We start from the raw sequence: 17,998 nt of genomic DNA on the forward strand, positions 1-17,998 counted from the left end.
ACTGCGAGACCGACCACGTGATGCGGACCCGACTGCACGCACTGCGCCCGACGAGCGCCCGCAGCCGCATCTTCTCGTGGGTACTGCTGCTCGTGCTGGTGTCGCTGGCGGCCGTCACCGTCACCACCTGGCTGCTGATGATCCGCGCGACCGACAACCGCATGCGCGAATCGCTGCGCACCGAGATCGCCGAGTTCACCACCCTCACCGATGCGGGCGTCGATCCCGGAACCGGCGAACCGTTCGACGGCATCAACGATGTGCTCCGAGTGGTGATCACCTACAACCTCGCTCGCCCCAACGAGAAGTTCCTGGGGTACGTGGACGGACGATTCGCGGTACAGAGCAGGCAGCAGGCACCGGTACCACTGTCCGACGATGGCGGCTTCACCGCTGAGGTCGGCTCTGTCACCGCGCCGGTCGAAGGCTCTTATTCGAGCGCGGCAGGCGAAGTGCTGTACCTCGCTGTGCCGGTCTCATTGGCGGGCGACCCGGTGCCGGGTGTGGTGGTTGCCGCCTACTTCGCCGATCAGGAACGTGCCTCGGCAGACGAGACCGCAACCTTGATGCTCGTCGTCGGCGGCGTCACCTCGGTTCTCGCGGCGATCGGCGCATGGTTCGTTGCGGGTCGCATCCTGTCCCCGATCAGACACATCACCGCCACCGCCAGAACGATCAACGAAACCGACCTGTCCGGTCGGATCACCGACGCGAGAACGACGGGTCGAGGCGACGACATCGGAGCCCTGGTCGACACACTGAACTCGATGCTCGACCGAATCGAGTCCGGCGCGGCGAGTCAACGCCGATTCCTCGACGACGCCGGCCACGAACTCCGCACTCCCATCACCATCGTCCGCGGTCATCTCGATGTGCTCGACCACGGCGACGCCGCCGATGTTCGCGACACCGTCGCGCTCGTCGACGACGAACTGGACCGGATGAACCGACTCGTCGCCGACCTGTTGCTGCTCACCCGGGCCGACCAGACGAGCTTCGTCACGCCTGTGGTCACCGATGTCGATGCGCTCACTCGAAGCGTGTTCGACAAGGTGACCACTCTCGCCGACCGGGAATGGGTGCTGGAGGCGAGCGCAACCGTCCACGCTCCGCTCGACGCACAACGCCTGACTCAAGCTCTGCTGGCGTTGGCGGACAACGCAACTCACCACACGATGCCCGGCAGTCGCGTCGGCATCGGATCGCAACTGTCCGACGGTGACATCCGGTTCTGGGTCACCGACTCGGGCCCGGGGATCGAGCGCGACGAGCAGGAACGGATCTTCGAGCGCTTCGCCCGCGGTCGCAACGGAACCAGACGCACCGAAGGGGCCGGGCTCGGATTGTCCATCGTCACCGCAATTGCTCGAGCCCACCGCGGACGGGTGAGTGTCGGCAGCGCACCGGGCCACGGTGCCACGTTCACTATCACCATTCCACTGATCGATTCCGTTGCCCCGCAGAAGGACCGACCATGGCCCGCATCCTGATCGCCGAAGACGAACCCCGCATCGCCTCGTTCGTTCACAAGGGGCTGAGAGCGAGTGGATTCAGCACGACGACGGTATCCGACGGCAGGTCCGCCTACGAACACGCCCGCAGCGGCGACTTCGATCTGGTGGTGCTCGACATCGGTCTGCCGATCATGGACGGCTTCGAGGTCCTGCACCGCCTCCGCGGAGAGCAGTGCGAGATACCGGTCATCGTGTTGACTGCCCGCGACAGCGTTCAGGACGTGGTGTCCGGTCTCGAAACCGGTGCCGACGACTACATGGCCAAGCCGTTTCGCTTCGAGGAACTGCTCGCCCGTATCCGAGTTCGCTTGGGCACCAAACGAACCGTCGACACCACGCAGCTCACGGTCGCCGATCTCACCCTCGACCTGCGCACCCGGCGAGCTGTCGTGGGAGACCGAACCGTCGACCTGTCGGCCCGTGAGTTCGCCTTGGCCGAGACCTTCATGCGCCACCCCGGCCAGGTCCTTTCGCGAGAGCAACTCCTGTCGCAGGTGTGGGGCTACGACTTCGACCCGGGCTCCAATGTCGTCGACGTCTACGTCCGCTATCTTCGGGCGAAATTCGGTGCCGCACGAATCGAGACCGTCCGCGGAATGGGATACCGACTGTCCGAGACATAAGTGGCGTCGGCCGGTGCCGACGCCACTCCAGAGTCTCAGTCGTCGTTGTCGTCGTCCAGGTCGTCGTTGTCCGGATCGTCGTCGTCCAGATCGTCCCAGTCGTCACGGTCGTCCAGGTCGTCGTTCAGATCGTCCCAGTCGTTGCGGTCGTCCCAGTCGTTGCGGTCGTCCCAGTCGTCGTCACGGTCGTCCCACTCATCGTCGAAGCGGTCGTCCGGGATCTGTGTGGGTGTCGGCTGCTGCGCTGGGGCCGCCGGCTGGACTGGAGCCGGATCGGCCACAGGCAGCCGCTGTTCCACCGAGATCGAGGACGGACGCTGCTGGGTGGGGTCGTCGTCGGCGATCGCGAGTGCGCCGACGCTTCCGAGGGTGAGTACAACGGCTGCTGCACCGACGATCACGAACTTTCCTGGCATTCTCATGGCTGCTCCTTGAATCCGAGTTCTGTAGGCCACCTTTTCGGTGATGACTCAACGATCGCTGTCGAACGTGAGAAGCGAAGGAGCACAACATGAGCGAGTTCTCATACTGGCGGCGGACGCCTACCCATCAGCGGGGCCGGCCGATTCAGCGATGGACAGTGGCGCCGAACCGCCACCGGACGCGCGAGAGCGCTTCGCCGGTGAGTCGCGGCGTCGACCGACTGCGGAACGCCTATGGTGATTCGCGATGAAAAGGATCAGAAGTTTTGCGGCTGTGTGTGCTGTATCGATTGCGCTCGTCGGAATCGGTGCCGGACCTGCCCTGGCACAGCCGGCCGCCGAACCGCCGGTTCCGACGACGACACCGCCGTTCACGACGCCGGACACAGACAGCTGCCCGTACGCCGCGTCACCTCCCCCGGCGATCGACCTGTCGGAGGTACCGGCCCCTGGAAGCACTGCCCCGCAACCACTTCCGATCCCAGCCGACGCGGTCGGCGGCGATCGCCTCGCCGAGTGCGGAGTGGTGTTGCCGGACGGTGCTCCCCCACTACCGGCGGATATTTCCGCGACCGGGTTCGTGGTGGCGGACATGGACTCGGGGGCGGTTCTTGCGGCCAAGGATCCACACGGACGGTACCGACCTGCCAGCACGATCAAGACCCTGCTGGCCCTTGTCGCACTGGACGAGCTGAATCCGAGCACACAGATCACCGCAACCGCCGAGGATGCCGAAGCCGAGGGCAGCGCCGTCGGCATCGGCAAGAACGGCGTCTACACCAATCTGCAATTGATGCAGGGTTTGGTGATGGCATCGGGAAACGATGCGGCGCACGCGTTGTCGACTCAACTGGGCGGGGATGCCGCCACCGTGGACAAGATGAATGCCAAGGCGGCAGAACTGGGCGCACTCGACACGCGCACGGCCACGCCGTCGGGTCTCGATGGGCCCGGGATGGCGAGTTCCGCCTACGATCTTGCTCTGATCTTCCGCGAGGCGATGCGCAATCCGACGTTCGCCCAACTGATTTCGACGGAGACCGTGCAGTTTCCGGGCTACCCGAAAGATCCTGCGATCCCAGAAGATCAGGACAGACCCGGTTTCGCACTCTCCAACGACAACCAGCTGCTCTACAACTACGAGGGTGCCCTCGGAGGAAAAACCGGATACACCGATGACGCCCGCCAGACCTTCGTCGCCGGGGCCGAACGCAATGGCCGACGGCTCGTCGTGACGATCATGAAGGGCGATGTGCTGCCGATACGTCCGTGGGAGCAGGCGGCGCGGCTGCTGGACTACGGGTTCGCCATGGATCCGAACGACACCGTCGGTGATCTCGTCGAACCGCAGTCGACGGCGGCGGTGACCAGCACACGAGCGAGCGAGGCCACGCCGACTCTCGCTCAGCCACCCGCGACTGCATCGGGGTCTGGCTCCCGCCAGTCCGAGATGCAGGCCCAGGGTGACACCGTTGTCCGTATCTCGATCGGTGTCATCGGTGCGATCGTGGTGATCGGCTTGCTGTGGGGCGCGCGCAGACTTTCCCGCAACCGCTGATCAGACCTTCGGTCGTGCGCCGTCGCGAGGCATTCAGCGGCGCCGGTTACGCAGTCCCGCGACTCCGACCGCGGCGAGAACACCCGCACCCACCAGCGCCAACCCGCCGGTCACGCCAGGACCTTCACTGACCTCGACCCTCGTGTTGATCACTGCCGGTTCCGGTGCCGGAACGTGGGCTTCGGCGAGGCTTTCACGAGTCGTGGCAGCGAACGACGTGGAGAACAGCACCAGTCGTGAAGTCGTGAACACGAACACCAACAGACCGATGATGGGTCCGAAGACGACGCCTGCAGGACCGCTGGTCACCGACGCCAGATAGAGGGCACCGAGCTGCTTGAAGATCTCGAACCCGATTGCGGCCAGCAGAGCACCCTTGGCTGCACTACGCCACGACACCGGTTCGCGCGGCAGGCGCGAGATCACCCAAGTGAACAGGGCCCAGGTGCCCGCCAGCGCGAGGAGCACCGAGAATATGCGCAGTGCAATTCCCACTCCCGGTACGGAGTCGAGATTCGCCCATTCGAGGATGCTGCGCATGACGCCGCCGCCGGCCAGAGCCGAGAGGGCGAGCGAAAGAACCAATGCGGTCCCGAGCCCCAGCAACGCAGCGAAGTCCTTGGCCTTGGTCGCCAGAAAGCCACCCTGCTCGTGCTGGCTCTCCCACATGGCGGTCAGCGCTTCACGAAGGTTGGCGATCCATCCGAGACCGGCGTACAAGGCACCGAGCAAACCGATGATGCCGACACTCGTGCGCGATTCGATGGCCGTCTCGATCAGAGAACTGATCGTTTCGCCGAAGCTCCCCGGCACGTTCTCCGCGATCTGCGACTGGATCTCGGCAAGCCACTCGGGCTGGTTCACGAGCACGAAGCCGGCGACCGCAAACGCGACCATCAGCAGCGGAAACAACGCCAGCACACTGAAATACGTCATACCGGCCGCGTAGTAGTCACCCTTCTGACCTTGATAACGCTGCGCCGCAACGACGGTGTGATCGAGCCAGGGCCACCGGGCGCGCCGGTCGTCGAGCATGGCCTTGAAATCGGGCATCGCGCTCACCTTCTCGCTGTCGTCGGCCGCTGTCGGATGGTGTTGCCGCATCGCTGCGCAACGAAACCCGGTGTGTCGTAAATGCTATGCGCCGGGAGGCAGGAAACCCACCCGGTCGTACACCTGAGCGAGCGTTCGACTCGCCACTTCTCTGGCTCGATCCGCCCCAGCCGCGAGGATGCGATCGAGTTCGGCGACGTCGGCCATGAACCCGTCCATCCGCTCACGCAGCGGAACGACGAACTCGGTCAGTACCTCGGCGGTATCGGACTTGAGGTCTCCGTATCCCTTGCCCGCGTAGCCGGCCACGAGATCCTCGATGCTCGTACCCGAGAGAGCAGACTGGATGACCAGCAGATTACTGACCCCGGCCTTGTTCTCCGTATCGAACACGATGTCGCGTTCGTTGTCCGTCACCGCCGAGCGAATCTTCTTCGCAGACACCTTCGGATCGTCGAGGATGTTGACGATGCCCGCCGGATTCGACGAGGACTTACTCATCTTCGCGGTGGGATCCTGCAGGTCGAATATCTTCGCGGTGCCCTTGATGATGTGTGCGTCGGGAACGACGAATGTCTTCTTGAACCTCGAGTTGAAGCGCTGCGCCAGATCACGAGTCAACTCGAGATGTTGACGCTGATCCTCGCCTACCGGAACCAGATTCGGACGGTAGAGCAGGATGTCGGCGGCTTGCAGAATCGGATAGGTGAACAGACCGACGCTGGTGTGATCGCGCCCCTGCTTGGCAGACTTGTCCTTGAACTGCGTCATCCGCGCTGCTTCACCGAACCCGGTGATGCAATTGAGGACCCACGCCAACTGCGCGTGCTCGGGCACCTGACTCTGTACGAACAGCGTCGACTTCTCCGGATCGATACCTACCGCGAGCAACTGCGCCGCGGCCACTCTGGTGCGACGACGCAACTCCTTGGGATCCTGCGGAACAGTGATGGCATGCAGGTCCGGGATGAAGTAGAACGCGTCGAACTCGTCCTGCAACTCCACCCAGTTCCGCACCGCACCCAGGTAATTGCCGAGATGGAACGAATCGGCCGTCGGTTGAATGCCGGAGAGCACCCGCCGACGCGGACCCTGCGGAGTGTCGATGGAGTCGGGAGAAGACATGGTGCAATCTTTTCACGAACCGATCGACACCTGGGTCTCGCCTAGCCAACACGGGTCACTCCGCAGGCTCCGCTCTAGCGGTAGCGCACTGTCACCGGTGCGTGATCCGACCATCGCTGGTCGTAGGCCTCGGCGCGCTCGGTGATCGCTTCCTTGGCGCGCTCGGCCAGATCACTCGTGGCCAATTGGTAGTCGATGCGCCAACCGGCGTCGTTGTCGAACGCCTTCCCGCGATACGACCACCAGCTGTACGGACCCTCGACCTCCGGGTGCAACGCCCGGACGACATCGGTCCACGGTGCCTTCTCGGCGAGCAACCGCGACACCCACTCACGTTCCTCCGGCAAGAACCCCGAGTTCTTGCGGTTCGTCTTCCACGCCTTCAAGTCGGCCTCGGTATGGGCGATGTTCCAGTCGCCGCACACCACCACGTCCCGGTCGGCGGTCTTCGCTGCCTTGGCCGACTTGCTCAGGTACTTCGCGAACGCGGCCATGAAGCGTTCCTTCTCGTCCTGGCGGTCGGTACCCACCTCGCCCGACGGCAGGTACAGGCTCGCCACGGTGACATCTCCGAAATCGCCTTCGATGTAACGACCGGCGTCGGCGAACTCGGCAGCGCCGATGCCGGTGCGAATCGCGTCGGGCGCTGCCTTGGACAGCAACGCCACGCCGTTGCGTCCCTTCGCCGACGGTTCGGCCGACGCAAGGTGCCACCCCGCATCGAGAGCCGGAGCCAGCGCCTTGGTCAGTTCCCCGTCGTTGGCCCGAGTCTCCTGCAGGCAGATGACGTCGGCATCGGTGGCCTCCAACCACGGCAGCATGCCCTTGCGAACAGCAGCGCGTATTCCGTTGACGTTGACTGTGGAAATTGTGATCGGCACGCCGACGACGGTAGCGGAGACCACCGACAGACTGCAGGTCGCCTTCTGTCGGCGGCACTGGCCCGTTACCGACGCCTGGGCTTGGCCCCGGGCTTCGGAGCGGTGACCACCGATGTCACCTCCGGCACCACTGTCGGTTCACGGTCGATCCGCCGGTAGACGACGTGCTGTTGGGCATACGTCCAGATGTTGTTGCTGACCCAGTACAGCAGCACCGCGACCGGCAACACCGGGCCGCCGACGAGCACACCGGCCGGGAACACCCAGAGGGTGAGCTTGTTCATGATCGCCGTCTGCGGATTGGCAGCTGCCGCTGCATCCTGGCGGGCAATCGATGCCCGGGAGTTCAGGTGGGTGGCAACCGCGGCGACGATCATCAACGGGACCGCAACGAACGCGATGCTCCAGATCGACGGCACTCCCCCGAACGGACCGAACGCTTCGAGCACGTCCCGAGAGCTGTTGATGGCAGCGGAGATCGGCGCACCGAAGAGCCGTGCGTCGAGAAAGGACTGCACATCGGCGGCACTGAAGACGTAGTTCGCGGTATTCGCATTCTCCTGCGCCGTCATACCGAGGTGCCCGAATCCGGTACCGGTTCGGTTGAACGAGCGCAGCACGTGGAGCAAACCGATGAAGACTGGGCCCTGCGCAAGCAGAGGCAGACATCCCATCAAGGGATTGAATCCGTGTTCCTGCTGCAGCTTCCGCGTTTCGGTGGCCAGTCGAGCCCGGTCCCCGGAGTGCTTCTTCCGGATGGCCTCGAGCTGGGGCTTCAGCTGCTTCATGAGGAGCTGGGAACGAATTTGGCTGACGAACGGCTTGATCAACACCGCTCGCAGAGTGAAGACGAGAAAGATCACCGCCAATGCCCAGGCGAAGCCGTTGTCGGGTCCGAGGACGAAGCCGAAGACTCGGTGCCAGAACCAGAGGACTGCGGAGACGGGATAGTAGACGAAATCGAGCATGGTGGAGCACCTCACTGTGAGAGAAAGTCGGTCGGAAGGCGTCTCGACCGGATCTCGCAGTGACTCAGCAGAATACGAGCCACCGGTCCGGTCGAAAGACCGAACCGGGCGCTCTCGGCATGGGGCGGCCGGGAGTATCGGGGTGCTCCTGCCTACGGAAGGATCCTCGAAGACGTCGGCCGTCCGCAGCTCCGGCGCACGTCGACCGTGGTGCGACCACCCCAGGATCGACCGGCGCGCCGAATGTCAGCAGCGATGCGGCCACCAACGCACCGAACATCGCGATCTGGGCGGCGGGTTGCGCATCGACAACGGTGAAGACGACGAGCAGGACGGAGAGGATGCCGACGAGTGTGATTGCGTGGCGTCGAACAGCCAAGCGACATGCGTGTGATCGAAATCCGAGCATCTTCGGTTCCTTGTGACAGCCTCGCGGACAATGGATTGCGAAGGCGTGGGGGAACTTTCGAGCTACAGTGCCCCCACCGGAGCACCGGGTGCTCGTGGCTGTGGACGGCCCGGGGCATCCGGGCGGTGTTGACGTCGGAACGCACCTCGTAGATGACGTTCCTCGGCAGTGGGTCCGACGTTCGGCAGCCGGCGTAGGAGCGTCAGTACATCGACACGGTGCGCGAGCACCATCAAGACCGCCAGTGCGGCAACGAGAACGAGTGCAACGTCCGCTGTTCCGGCCGGCGTCGTCAGCAGCAGCGACAGAAGAAGCAGCGAGGTGACGACGAAGTTCTGGTATCCCATCCCCCACCTCCCTGGTGTGCCGCTGATCCGAGTCGTTGCTCAGGGTACAGATACCGACGGGTCTGTGCACTGTTGCCATGTGTTGCCCACTCGCGCCAGGCCGCGGCCGTGCACACACGCTCGCGTGAAATCAGGCAATCGATCGAGCTCCGCGTCGGCGTCGGACGACAACCCACTCAGGTAGCCGACATCGATACGCCCGGTCTGCTCGAATCGCTCCACGTTGTGACGCGCGATGTATGCATCGGGATTCAGGGCCGCCAATGCGAGCACGGTGAGTACCGCCCCGGCGCCCACTGCTCGTGGAATCCAGCGACCCGACATCCGCACACCAGCGGCGAGCAGGAGCACGAACACCGATCCCAGCCACCACTCGACAGCCGTGACGAACAACCTCAGAGTGGTGTACCCGTACTGCTCCTCGTACAACGACATTCGATGCAGGGCCGACGCCACGATCACCATCGACAAGACACAGAGCGCGCCCAACAGGGCACGCAACGCAATACGGTCGCGTCGGGCGATGCGCTCGGCCTTGGTCACGGTGACCGCGATGACGAGCAAAGTCAGCACCGTCACCGCGAGCAACTGCCAGAAGCCCTGCCGCGCGTACTCGGCGTTGGTCAGACCCTCGGTGGTCAGAACGTGCCCCTGGCCGCCGAACAGCGTCGGCACCTGGAATCCGACGAACACGACGAACAGCGCGACCACCGCCCCCAGGGGAACCATCCACTCCCACAACTGCAGTGTTCGACGCGGCGACGGTGCGAGGCGATCGAACCGAGGCGGGTGCAGTGCAACGTACGACACGGCCAGCGCACCCGCTGCGGTGAGCAGGAAAACGAGGGTGCGTCCGACGATCGATGCGGCGTCGAACTCGGGCGTCACCGCGCCCAGTGCATCCGCGAACCGCTTGTCGGCCGCACCGAACAACGCCGCGAACACGACGCAGAGCGCAACGGTCACGACGGCCACCATGCCGATCCGCACCGGCCGCGGCCCCTCCAGGTCGATCGAACCGGCTCCGCGTCGGGTCCACCGAGCCACTCGCACCGGCAGAAACAACGGCAGGAGAGCGCCGAGTGCGATTCCCGTCCACGTCCAGGCACGGGAGAGCACCACCACTGCGACCACGATGGCAAGCGTCGTCGACATCGTCACGATCCACTCGGCCGCTCGCAGTGCAGACACACTCGCCAGTGCCAGCACTCCTGCCACGCCGGCCCATTCCCACCGCGATAGCCTGCCGTTGCGTGCTGCGAGTACAACGACCACGAAGGTCACGGCAGCGATCAGCACACCGAACGTGTTGTCCACCAACGTCACTGCACCGATCAGTCCAGCAAGAGCCGACCCGATGAGCGCCGCACGAGGGGGCTGCGAATACCGCAGCACCGGCCAGGTGCGCGGCCCCCAGGGAAAGCGCCCGTGCTTCGTTCTCGGATGAATCGGAATGTCGATCGTGCTCATGGCTCGTCCCTTTTTCTGTGTTTCGGGCATGGAAGGTCGGCGGCTGTAGTCCGGAGACGAGCAGTCGCGGTTCGGATGGATCGAGAAAGTCAGTGCTCGGGGATGGCCACTCTGATGTGGCAGCCGAATTCGCGGTCGAGAACTTCGATGGTTCCACCGTGCAGTTCGGTGGCCCAGCGGGCGATGCCGAGGCCGAGACCTGTTCCGCCGTCGGTGGATCCGCCGCGAGTGAATCGATCGAACACCGCGTGGCGATCGGCGAGCGCAATACCGGGGCCCTGGTCGATGACGTCGAATGCATACGCTCCGACGATTCGATGGGCCCGCAGCGTCACGGTGCTCGAAGAGGGCGAATGCCGCACGGCGTTGTCGACGAGGTTGGTGATCACCTGGGTCATGCGAGATCGGTCGGCCACGACGGTCGAATCGGCGGGCGAGACGACGATCGACACTCGTTCACGGTGAACGGAGGTCGCATCCTCGAGGAATTGCCGCACCGCGAACTCCTCCGGGGCAATGGTGAGAACACCTCCCTCCACCCGCGACAGGTCGAGCAGTTCACTGACCAGATCGCCGAGTCTCTCGGTCTGGCTCAGCGCCACCGACAGTGTTGCGGGATTCGCGTCGGTCACCCCGTCGACCATGTTCTCGAGCACGGCTTGCAGGGCAGCGATGGGCGTCTTCAACTCGTGCGAGACGTTGCCGATCAGTTCACGGCGATACTTCTCTGCGGCTTCCAGATCGTCTGCCATGGTGTTGAATGCGGTGGCGAGCTCTCCCACCTCGTCCCGCGAGGTGGCCCGCACGCGTTTCGAGTAGTCGCCACGCGCCATCGCCTTGGCCGCCGAGGTCATCTCGCGCAGCGGCGACGTCATTCCGTGAGCGACGAATTGTGTTGCGGCCAAGGAGACCACGAGCGCCGCGAGCAGTGTGTAGCGAAATTGCCAGCCCGCCCCGATCCAGAAGACGACACTGGCCAACACCAACACAGTGCCCACGACGAACGAGACCTTGAGCTTGAACGAGCGCAAGGGATCAAGCGGGCGCGGCAGCATGCGCGTCATCGCGGCGACTCCACGGCATACCCGACGCCGTGCACCGTTCGAATGAGATCGCCACCGAGTTTGCGGCGCAATGCTTTCACATGAGAGTCGACGGTTCGGCTGCTCGCGGAATCGTCCCAGCCCCACAATTGCGACAGCAGGGTCTCTCGCGAGACCGCGGTACGAGGACGAGCAGCGAGATAAGCCAGGATGTCGAATTCCGTTCTGGTCAAATGGATGTCGCCGGATTCGTTGGACACGCGACGTTCACGGTGATCGATCTGCAGGTCGCCGATGCGAACCGAGTGGGGCTCGGCGGTCGCCGATCGCTCGGCGCGGCGAATCAGCGCGTGCACGCGAGCGACCAACTCCCGCATGCTGAACGGCTTGCCCAGATAGTCGTCCGCGCCGACGCCCAGGCCGACGAGCATGTCGGTCTCGTCGGACTTGGCCGTCAGCATCAACACCGGCACCGGCCGAGACGCTTGAATGCGGCGGCACACCTCGAGCCCGTCGAAACCGGGCAGCATCAGGTCGAGAACCACGAGGTCGGGATCGAATCGCGCACAGGCCTCGACAGCGGCGGGGCCGTCGGCTGCGGTGACGACCTGGTACCCCTCGCCGCGGAGTCGCGCCGCTACGGCCTCGGAGATCGTGGGCTCGTCGTCCACGACGAGAACTGTGCGGCTCATGAGAACTGACCCTAGAGGGCGCAGATGGAGGAGTCCGTCGGGAAATGTGGAGGTTCGGTGAAGGTTCGAGCCGGACCGTCGGGTCGATCCCGAACTCGGCCACACGTCCGATTTAGGGTCGGCTATCCTTCCGTTTGTTAGCCAACCCTTCCGAAAGGCGTCTCGATGCACTTCCGACCACTACGTACGACTCTTGCGGTGTGCGCGATAGCGCTGACCACCGCAGGATTGCTCAGTGCTTGCTCGAACTCGAGTGACGAGGCGTCGCCTGCCGGAGGGACGGACACGGGCTCCTCGTCCAACTCGTCCGCATTTCCGGTCACGATCGAGCACGCGTTCGGTGAGACCGTCGTTCCCGAGGAACCCACTCGCATCGTCGTGGCGGGGTACACCGAGCAGGACACCGTGCTGGCGCTCGGCGTCATACCCGTCGGCGTCACGGAGTGGTACGGCGATCAGCCGTACGCAACCTGGCCCTGGGCGCAGGCAGCGCTCGGCGACGCGCAACCAGAAGTGCTCTCGAACGACGATGGATTCGAGACGGAGAAGATTGCCGCACTCGAACCCGATCTGATCATCGCCACCAATGCCGGCCTGACGGCGGACACCTACGACACGCTCAGCGACATCGCACCGACGCTCGCGCAGTCCGACGCATCGACCGCCTACTTCGAGCCCTGGGACGTCCAGGCCGAGAAGATCGGACGCGCACTGGGCCAGAAGACCGAGGTCGATGCGTTGATCGACGGAGTGAACCAGAAGTTCGCGGACGCCGCTGCCGCACACCCGGAGTTCGCCGGCAAGAAGGCGATTTTCTTGCAGAACGCATTCTACGAGGGCAAGGCGATTGCGTACCAGGACGGACTTAGCACAGACTTTCTCACCAAGCTCGGCTTCGCGATCCCCGACGACATCGACGCGTACGTTCCGGCCGACGGTAGCGCCCAGGCCAGTATTCCGCTGGAGAACCTGTCTGTACTCAACGTCGCCGACGTGTTGATCTGGGGAACCGAAGGACCCGGCGACCGCGCCCAGTTGGAGAAAGAAGCGGTGTACAACGCACTGGAGCCGGTGCAGGACGGCAACCTGGTCTTCACCGACGGGGTGACGGCCGGTGCGATCTACTTCACCAGCGTGCTGAGCCTGCCGTACGTCATCGACAAGCTGACCCCAGCGCTGACCGAAGCACTCGGCGGAACGGCAGCGACGATCACCAGCTGACAGGTGCTGGTCGCCTACTGTGCGGCCGCGCGCTTGTCCATCCACATGGCGGTGGCCAGCACACCGAGACCGGCCACCGCCAGGCCGGAGCCGACAGCGGCGGGTGCCGTGTAGCCGAAGCCGGCGGCGATCACGGCACCACCGACTGCCGCACCGATGGCGTTTGCCAGGTTGAATGCGGCGTGGTTCAGCGATGCGGCCAGCGTCTGGGCGTCCTCGGCCACGTCCATCAACCTCGTCTGCAGACCGGGAACCACCGAGGAGCCGGATGCGCCGATCAGAAACACCAGTAGCAGAGCAGTGATCGGATTGTGTGCCGCTGCCACGAACAGCGCCAGGAACACTGCAGTCGCGGCCAGCCCGACGAAGGTGCCCTTGAGCTGGTACCGGTCTGCCAACCAGCCACCGGCGTAGTTGCCGGCGACCATTCCGAGTCCGTAGATCATCAGGGCGACCGGAACGAGCGCGCGAGCGAGACCGGCGACATCGGTCAACGTCGACGCGATGTAGGTGTACACCGCGAACATGCCACCGAATCCGACGATGCCCACGAACAGGGTCATCCACACCTGGCTGCGGCGCAGTGCACCGAGCTCGGTGATGGGGCTGGTGGTCGGCATGGCGTCGAGTCGCGGCATCCACACAGCGAGCGCGGCGACGGTGAGGGCACCGATGACCGCCACGAGAGCGAACGCACTGCGCCAACCCAGCGCCTGCCCGATCCAGGTTGCCACCGGTACGCCGACGACGTTGGCGACCGAGAGACCCATCATCACCATCGCGACGGCCTTGGCTCGTTTACCTGGTTCGGCGAGATGGGCAGCCACCAGGGCGGCCACTCCGAAGTACGCACCGTGCGGCAGGCCCGCGACGAATCGCGAGGCGACGAGCTCGTTGAAACTGGGTGCGAACACCGTTCCGAGGTTGCCCAGAGTGAAGGCGACCATCAACACCAGCAGCAACATCCGCCGAGGAACGCGCGCGGCCAGGGCAGCGATGGTGGGCGCACCGACCACCACGCCGAGCGCGTAGGCAGAGATCATGTGGCCCGCGGAGGGCTCGGAGATCCCCATCGTGGTGGCGATGTCCGGCAGCAATCCCATCGACGCGAATTCCGTGGTGCCGATGCCGAAGCCGCCGATGGACAGGGCCAACATGGCGAGCCTGCGACGGGTCGAGTGCGGTCGATGACTGACACTCAGACCACTCGAGACCTTGCCGCGCACAGCGCTGACTCGGGAAAGAGCGGAATCGGTGACAGTCACAGCGGTACTACCTTCGTTTCGATCGGGGAATCGAGCAACAGGAACGGCGGCCGGCCGAATCGATTCAGCAGAGCGCAACCGAGTAAGAGAACAGCCAACCCGACCATTGTCTTCCCTCGGGCAACCTGTTTTCGAGTCGCAGCGCGGTGATTGTCCTCACCCGAGCATCTGCTCGAGTCCCACCGGCCGCCGCACCGAGCCCTTGTTCCTGCGACACGTCCGCACCCGCTAAGATCTTCGCCAGGTCATGAGTGCCAGCATCGAGCCCCGGCTTGCTGGCCGGCAACCCTCCAACCGCGGTGGGGTGCCCCGGGTGAACGACCGGGCCGATTCGGCACGCCGAGTGCCGAATCGACAAGCGCGGGTCCGCAGGCAGCGGACCCACTGAATCTTCGGCCTCCTGGGGCCGAGGCCTGTCAGGAGGTTCTCTCATGTGTTGCTGTACCGATACGCCCCGTAACGCTCGACTTCTCGAGCATCATTCGACATTCGATTCGTCTTAGACAGACTCGTCTCAGAAAACGGAGTATCACCAGCCATGACCGATTCGACCCCCGACATCGTCGACGCCACCGGAGCACCCACCGAGGATCCGTTCACCGACCCGGCGGCCAACTGGAGTTTCGAGACCAAGCAGATCCACTCGGGTCAGACCCCGGACGGCGCTACCAACGCCCGCGCATTGCCGATCTACCAGACCACCTCGTACACGTTCGACAACACCGATCACGCGGCCGCATTGTTCGGACTCGCAGAGCCGGGCAACATCTACACCCGCATCATCAACCCCACCCAGGACGTCGTGGAGCAGCGCATCGCCGCTCTCGAGGGTGGCGTCGCGGCACTGTTGCTCGCGTCGGGTCAGGCGGCCGAGACGTTCGCGATTCTCAATCTTGCGGAGGCAGGCGACCACATCGTCTCGAGCCCGCGGCTGTACGGCGGTACGTACAACCTCTTCCACTACACGCTCCCCAAGCTGGGCATCACCGTCTCGTTCGTCGACGATCCCGATGATCTCGAGCAGTGGCGAGCCGCGATCACGCCGTCGACCAAGGCGTTCTACGGCGAATCGATCTCCAACCCGAAGAACGACATTCTCGATATCCCCGGCATCTCGGCGGTGGCCCACGAGAACGGCATCCCGTTGATCGTGGACAACACGGTGGCGACGCCGTACCTGCTGCAGCCGTTGAAGCACGGTGCCGACATCGTCGTGCATTCGGCGACCAAGTACCTGGGCGGGCACGGCACGGCGATCGCGGGCGTCATCGTCGACGGTGGCACCTTCGATTGGACGCAGGGCCGTCACCCCAACTTCACCACCGCGGATCCGAGCTACCACGGTGTGGTCTTCGCCGATCTCGGCGCGCCTGCATTCGCATTGAAAGCACGCGTGCAGTTGCTGCGTGACATCGGTGCGGCGGTCTCCCCGTTCAACGCCTTCCTCATCAGCCAAGGTATCGAGACGTTGAGCCTCCGAATCGAGCGGCACGTGGCGAACGCACAGAAGGTGGCGGAGTTCCTCGCCGGCCGCGACGACGTCGTCTCGATCAACTATGCCGGACTCGAATCGTCGCCGTGGTACCGACGCGGCCAGGAGTTGTTGCCCAAGGGGCAGGGTGCGATCGTCGCATTCGAGTTGAAGGGCGGAGTGGACGCGGGCAAGAAGTTCGTCAACGCGCTCACACTGCACAGTCACGTCGCTAACATCGGAGACGTGCGCTCACTCGTCATCCATCCCGCGTCCACCACCCATTCCCAGCTGACTCCCGACGAGCAGTTGGCATCGGGCGTGACGCCGGGCCTGGTTCGTCTCGCCGTGGGAATCGAAGGAATCGACGACATCATCGCCGATCTCGAGGTCGGCTTCAGCGCGGCGGCATCTTGAGTCACAGCTGCGACACAGGCGTTCGTCCGGAGGCGGTTCTTCCGTCTCCGGACGGGCGGCTGGGCACCATCGACATCGGCGGTCTCGATCTCGAGAACGGCGCTCGCATCCCCCAGGTCACCGTGGCGGTGCAGCGGTGGGGCGAACTCGCCACCGACCGCAGCAATGTCGTGCTCGTCGAACACGCCCTGACGGGCGATTCGCATGTGTCCGGTCCGCCGGATGCAGATCATGCGCTGCCCGGTTGGTGGAACGGAATGGTCGGACCCGGGTGCCCTATCGACACCGACGAGTGGTGCGTAGTGGCAACCAACGTGCTCGGCGGGTGCGGCGGCACCACCGGACCGAGCAGCATCTCGCCCGACGGCACACCGTACGGTTCGACGTTCCCCGAGATCTCCATCCGCGACCAGGTCGCGGCCGAGGCAGCCGTCGCCGACGCCCTGGGCATCGACCGCTTCGCCGCAGTCGTCGGCGGTTCGATGGGCGGCATGCGCACCCTCGAATGGATCGTCAGTCGCCCCGATCGAGTGGCAGCGGCACTGATTCTGGCAGTCGGAGCCAGGGCAACAGCCGACCAGATCGGCACGCAGACAACGCAGATCGCCGCGATCAAGGCGGATCCGGGTTGGCTCGGCGGCAACTACCACGCCACCGGAACATCTCCGACGGCCGGACTGGGTATCGCACGACGCATCGCGCATCTGACGTATCGCACCGAGAGCGAACTCGACATTCGGTTCGGCAACTCTGCGCAGAATGACGAGGATCCGTGGGCCGGCGGTCGCTACTCGGTGCAGAGCTACCTCGAGCACCAGGCCGCAAAGCTGGTCAATCGATTCGACGCGGCGACATATGTCCTACTCACCGAGGCAATGAACCGTCACGATGTGGGTCGTGGCCGCGGCGGTGTAGCCGAAGCTCTTGCGTCGGTACCGGTTCCGACCATCGTCGGCGGCGTCGATTCGGATCGTCTGTATCCACTGCGCTTGCAGAAGGAGATCGCTCGCGAACTCCCCCAGTGCCGCGGACTCGAAGTGATCCAATCTCGCGACGGTCACGACGGCTTCCTCACCGAAGCCGACTCGGTGGCGAAACTGCTCGCCGAGACGATGGAACTCGCTCGCCTCGGACGCCGCTGACACCGACGGGCCCTGGTCCGGTCGCTCCCCCAGGGTCCGCTCCTGGTATCAGTCGGTGCCCAGTGGGTCGATCGACAGCGACAAGAACACGATCGCTCCGCCGACGCAGCCCAACGCGAGCACGTCGAATCCGCGACTGCGCACGCTCAGGGTTCCGACCCGAGATTCGGGCAGGCACAATCGCAGCACCGCGGCCAGTAGCGCCGCACATCCGAAGATGAACGCGCCGCGCCGCCAGCGATCCGCCAGCACCAGAACGAGCGCGGCAAGCACGACGACCGACACCGCAACGATCGGTAGGTTACGTGCTACCGCTGCACGAATCCCATGGTCGGATTCAGCTCGCGAATCCTCGGCGGCGTTCATCCTCGGATCGC

General features: G+C 64.5%; 18 protein-coding genes and 1 riboswitch. Of the genes, 6 read left to right on the forward strand and 12 right to left on the reverse strand.

All coding sequences use genetic code 11. The features are described 5' to 3' along the window. Window positions 1–20: 20 nt before the first annotated feature. Window positions 21–1,490, forward strand: a complete 1,470-nt coding sequence (locus CH286_RS00390) for a sensor histidine kinase (RefSeq protein ID WP_094608033.1) — start codon at window positions 21–23, stop codon at window positions 1,488–1,490. Then, complete coding sequence (locus CH286_RS00395) at window positions 1,475–2,137, forward strand: response regulator transcription factor (RefSeq protein WP_032404727.1); 663 nt, start codon at window positions 1,475–1,477, stop codon at window positions 2,135–2,137. Before CH286_RS00390 ends, CH286_RS00395 begins: the two co-directional genes overlap by 16 nt. Window positions 2,138–2,172: 35 nt before the next feature. Here the strand turns inward: CH286_RS00395 and CH286_RS00400 are convergent, their stop codons facing one another. Further along, window positions 2,173–2,559, reverse strand: coding sequence for a hypothetical protein (locus tag CH286_RS00400; protein ID WP_094608108.1), 387 nt, complete (start codon window positions 2,557–2,559; stop codon window positions 2,173–2,175). Between the two features lie 247 nt (window positions 2,560–2,806). Here CH286_RS00400 and CH286_RS00405 point away from each other — a divergent pair, with 247 nt between their 5' ends. Next, window positions 2,807–4,117 (forward strand): D-alanyl-D-alanine carboxypeptidase family protein, encoded by a 1,311-nt coding sequence (locus CH286_RS00405; protein WP_094608034.1) that lies wholly within the window; start codon window positions 2,807–2,809, stop codon window positions 4,115–4,117. Between the two features lie 33 nt (window positions 4,118–4,150). On the opposite strand, the gene yhjD is transcribed toward CH286_RS00405, so the two are convergent. The 9 genes from yhjD to CH286_RS00450 all read right to left on the reverse strand — a co-directional run bounded on the left by yhjD (window position 4,151) and on the right by CH286_RS00450 (window position 12,105). Then, a complete protein-coding gene (gene yhjD / locus CH286_RS00410; protein WP_037147980.1) occupies window positions 4,151–5,170 on the reverse strand; it encodes an inner membrane protein YhjD in 1,020 nt (339 codons plus the stop codon). Window positions 5,171–5,254: 84 nt separating this feature from the next. Beyond that, the gene (gene trpS / locus CH286_RS00415) at window positions 5,255–6,295 is read right to left on the reverse strand and encodes a tryptophan--tRNA ligase (RefSeq protein WP_094608035.1); all 1,041 of its coding nucleotides are present in this window, start codon (window positions 6,293–6,295) and stop codon (window positions 5,255–5,257) included. 74 nt (window positions 6,296–6,369) lie between these two features. Continuing rightward, window positions 6,370–7,176 (reverse strand): exodeoxyribonuclease III, encoded by an 807-nt coding sequence (locus CH286_RS00420; protein ID WP_094608110.1) that lies wholly within the window; start codon window positions 7,174–7,176, stop codon window positions 6,370–6,372. 65 nt (window positions 7,177–7,241) lie between these two features. Next, window positions 7,242–8,144, reverse strand: a complete 903-nt coding sequence (gene yidC, locus CH286_RS00425; RefSeq protein WP_094608036.1) for a membrane protein insertase YidC — start codon at window positions 8,142–8,144, stop codon at window positions 7,242–7,244. Window positions 8,145–8,208: 64 nt separating this feature from the next. Beyond that, on the reverse strand, window positions 8,209–8,523 hold the full coding sequence (locus CH286_RS00430) for a DUF6412 domain-containing protein (protein WP_094608037.1): 315 nt from the start codon (window positions 8,521–8,523) through the stop codon (window positions 8,209–8,211). 92 nt (window positions 8,524–8,615) lie between these two features. After that, window positions 8,616–8,900 carry a DUF6412 domain-containing protein gene (locus tag CH286_RS00435; protein WP_052057980.1) on the reverse strand — a complete coding sequence of 95 codons (285 nt, stop codon included), beginning with the start codon at window positions 8,898–8,900 and terminating at the stop codon, window positions 8,616–8,618. A 39-nt stretch (window positions 8,901–8,939) separates the two neighbouring features. Further along, window positions 8,940–10,370 (reverse strand): DUF4153 domain-containing protein, encoded by a 1,431-nt coding sequence (locus CH286_RS00440; RefSeq protein WP_094608038.1) that lies wholly within the window; start codon window positions 10,368–10,370, stop codon window positions 8,940–8,942. Window positions 10,371–10,459: 89 nt separating this feature from the next. Beyond that, window positions 10,460–11,434 carry a HAMP domain-containing sensor histidine kinase gene (locus tag CH286_RS00445; protein ID WP_094608039.1) on the reverse strand — a complete coding sequence of 325 codons (975 nt, stop codon included), beginning with the start codon at window positions 11,432–11,434 and terminating at the stop codon, window positions 10,460–10,462. Next, a complete protein-coding gene (locus CH286_RS00450; RefSeq protein ID WP_094608040.1) occupies window positions 11,431–12,105 on the reverse strand; it encodes a response regulator transcription factor in 675 nt (224 codons plus the stop codon). The genes CH286_RS00445 and CH286_RS00450 overlap by 4 nt, the downstream gene beginning before the upstream one ends. Before the next feature lie 165 nt (window positions 12,106–12,270). On the opposite strand from CH286_RS00450, the gene CH286_RS00455 reads away from it, so the two are divergent. Continuing rightward, window positions 12,271–13,326, forward strand: a complete 1,056-nt coding sequence (locus tag CH286_RS00455) for an ABC transporter substrate-binding protein (protein ID WP_094608041.1) — start codon at window positions 12,271–12,273, stop codon at window positions 13,324–13,326. Between the two features lie 14 nt (window positions 13,327–13,340). On the opposite strand, the gene CH286_RS00460 is transcribed toward CH286_RS00455, so the two are convergent. Continuing rightward, a complete protein-coding gene (locus tag CH286_RS00460) occupies window positions 13,341–14,483 on the reverse strand; it encodes an MFS transporter (RefSeq protein WP_032405038.1) in 1,143 nt (380 codons plus the stop codon). Between the two features lie 351 nt (window positions 14,484–14,834). Then, window positions 14,835–14,958: riboswitch (SAM riboswitch) on the forward strand. Window positions 14,959–15,129: 171 nt separating this feature from the next. On the opposite strand from CH286_RS00460, the gene CH286_RS00465 reads away from it, so the two are divergent. Together CH286_RS00465 and metX are read left to right on the forward strand one after the other, a co-directional pair. Further along, entirely contained in the window at window positions 15,130–16,479 is a 1,350-nt protein-coding gene (locus tag CH286_RS00465; protein ID WP_080734248.1) for a bifunctional o-acetylhomoserine/o-acetylserine sulfhydrylase, read from the forward strand. Further along, on the forward strand, window positions 16,476–17,621 hold the full coding sequence (metX, locus tag CH286_RS00470) for a homoserine O-acetyltransferase MetX (RefSeq protein WP_094608042.1): 1,146 nt from the start codon (window positions 16,476–16,478) through the stop codon (window positions 17,619–17,621). Before CH286_RS00465 ends, metX begins: the two co-directional genes overlap by 4 nt. A 48-nt stretch (window positions 17,622–17,669) precedes the next feature. On the opposite strand, the gene CH286_RS00475 is transcribed toward metX, so the two are convergent. Further along, window positions 17,670–17,987, reverse strand: a complete 318-nt coding sequence (locus tag CH286_RS00475) for a DUF3017 domain-containing protein (protein ID WP_176458087.1) — start codon at window positions 17,985–17,987, stop codon at window positions 17,670–17,672. Between the last annotated feature and the right edge of the window lie 11 nt (window positions 17,988–17,998).

The sequence above is a fragment of the Rhodococcus sp. WWJCD1 genome (genome assembly GCF_002258735.1).
Lineage (GTDB): Bacteria > Actinomycetota > Actinomycetes > Mycobacteriales > Mycobacteriaceae > Rhodococcoides.

Coding starts and splice junctions, on each gene's coding strand:
- CH286_RS00390 (WP_094608033.1), top strand. CDS start 21: ATGCGGACCCGACTGCACGCACTGCGCCCGACGAGCGCCCGCAGCCGC.
- CH286_RS00395 (WP_032404727.1), top strand. CDS start 1,475: ATGGCCCGCATCCTGATCGCCGAAGACGAACCCCGCATCGCCTCGTTC.
- CH286_RS00400 (WP_094608108.1), bottom strand. CDS start 2,559: ATGAGAATGCCAGGAAAGTTCGTGATCGTCGGTGCAGCAGCCGTTGTA.
- CH286_RS00405 (WP_094608034.1), top strand. CDS start 2,807: ATGAAAAGGATCAGAAGTTTTGCGGCTGTGTGTGCTGTATCGATTGCG.
- yhjD (WP_037147980.1), bottom strand. CDS start 5,170: ATGCCCGATTTCAAGGCCATGCTCGACGACCGGCGCGCCCGGTGGCCC.
- trpS (WP_094608035.1), bottom strand. CDS start 6,295: ATGTCTTCTCCCGACTCCATCGACACTCCGCAGGGTCCGCGTCGGCGG.
- yidC (WP_094608036.1), bottom strand. CDS start 8,144: ATGCTCGATTTCGTCTACTATCCCGTCTCCGCAGTCCTCTGGTTCTGG.
- CH286_RS00435 (WP_052057980.1), bottom strand. CDS start 8,900: ATGGGATACCAGAACTTCGTCGTCACCTCGCTGCTTCTTCTGTCGCTG.
- CH286_RS00440 (WP_094608038.1), bottom strand. CDS start 10,370: ATGAGCACGATCGACATTCCGATTCATCCGAGAACGAAGCACGGGCGC.
- CH286_RS00445 (WP_094608039.1), bottom strand. CDS start 11,434: ATGACGCGCATGCTGCCGCGCCCGCTTGATCCCTTGCGCTCGTTCAAG.
- CH286_RS00450 (WP_094608040.1), bottom strand. CDS start 12,105: ATGAGCCGCACAGTTCTCGTCGTGGACGACGAGCCCACGATCTCCGAG.
- CH286_RS00455 (WP_094608041.1), top strand. CDS start 12,271: ATGCACTTCCGACCACTACGTACGACTCTTGCGGTGTGCGCGATAGCG.
- CH286_RS00460 (WP_032405038.1), bottom strand. CDS start 14,483: ATGTTGGCCCTGTCCATCGGCGGCTTCGGCATCGGCACCACGGAATTC.
- CH286_RS00465 (WP_080734248.1), top strand. CDS start 15,130: ATGACCGATTCGACCCCCGACATCGTCGACGCCACCGGAGCACCCACC.
- CH286_RS00475 (WP_176458087.1), bottom strand. CDS start 17,987: ATGAACGCCGCCGAGGATTCGCGAGCTGAATCCGACCATGGGATTCGT.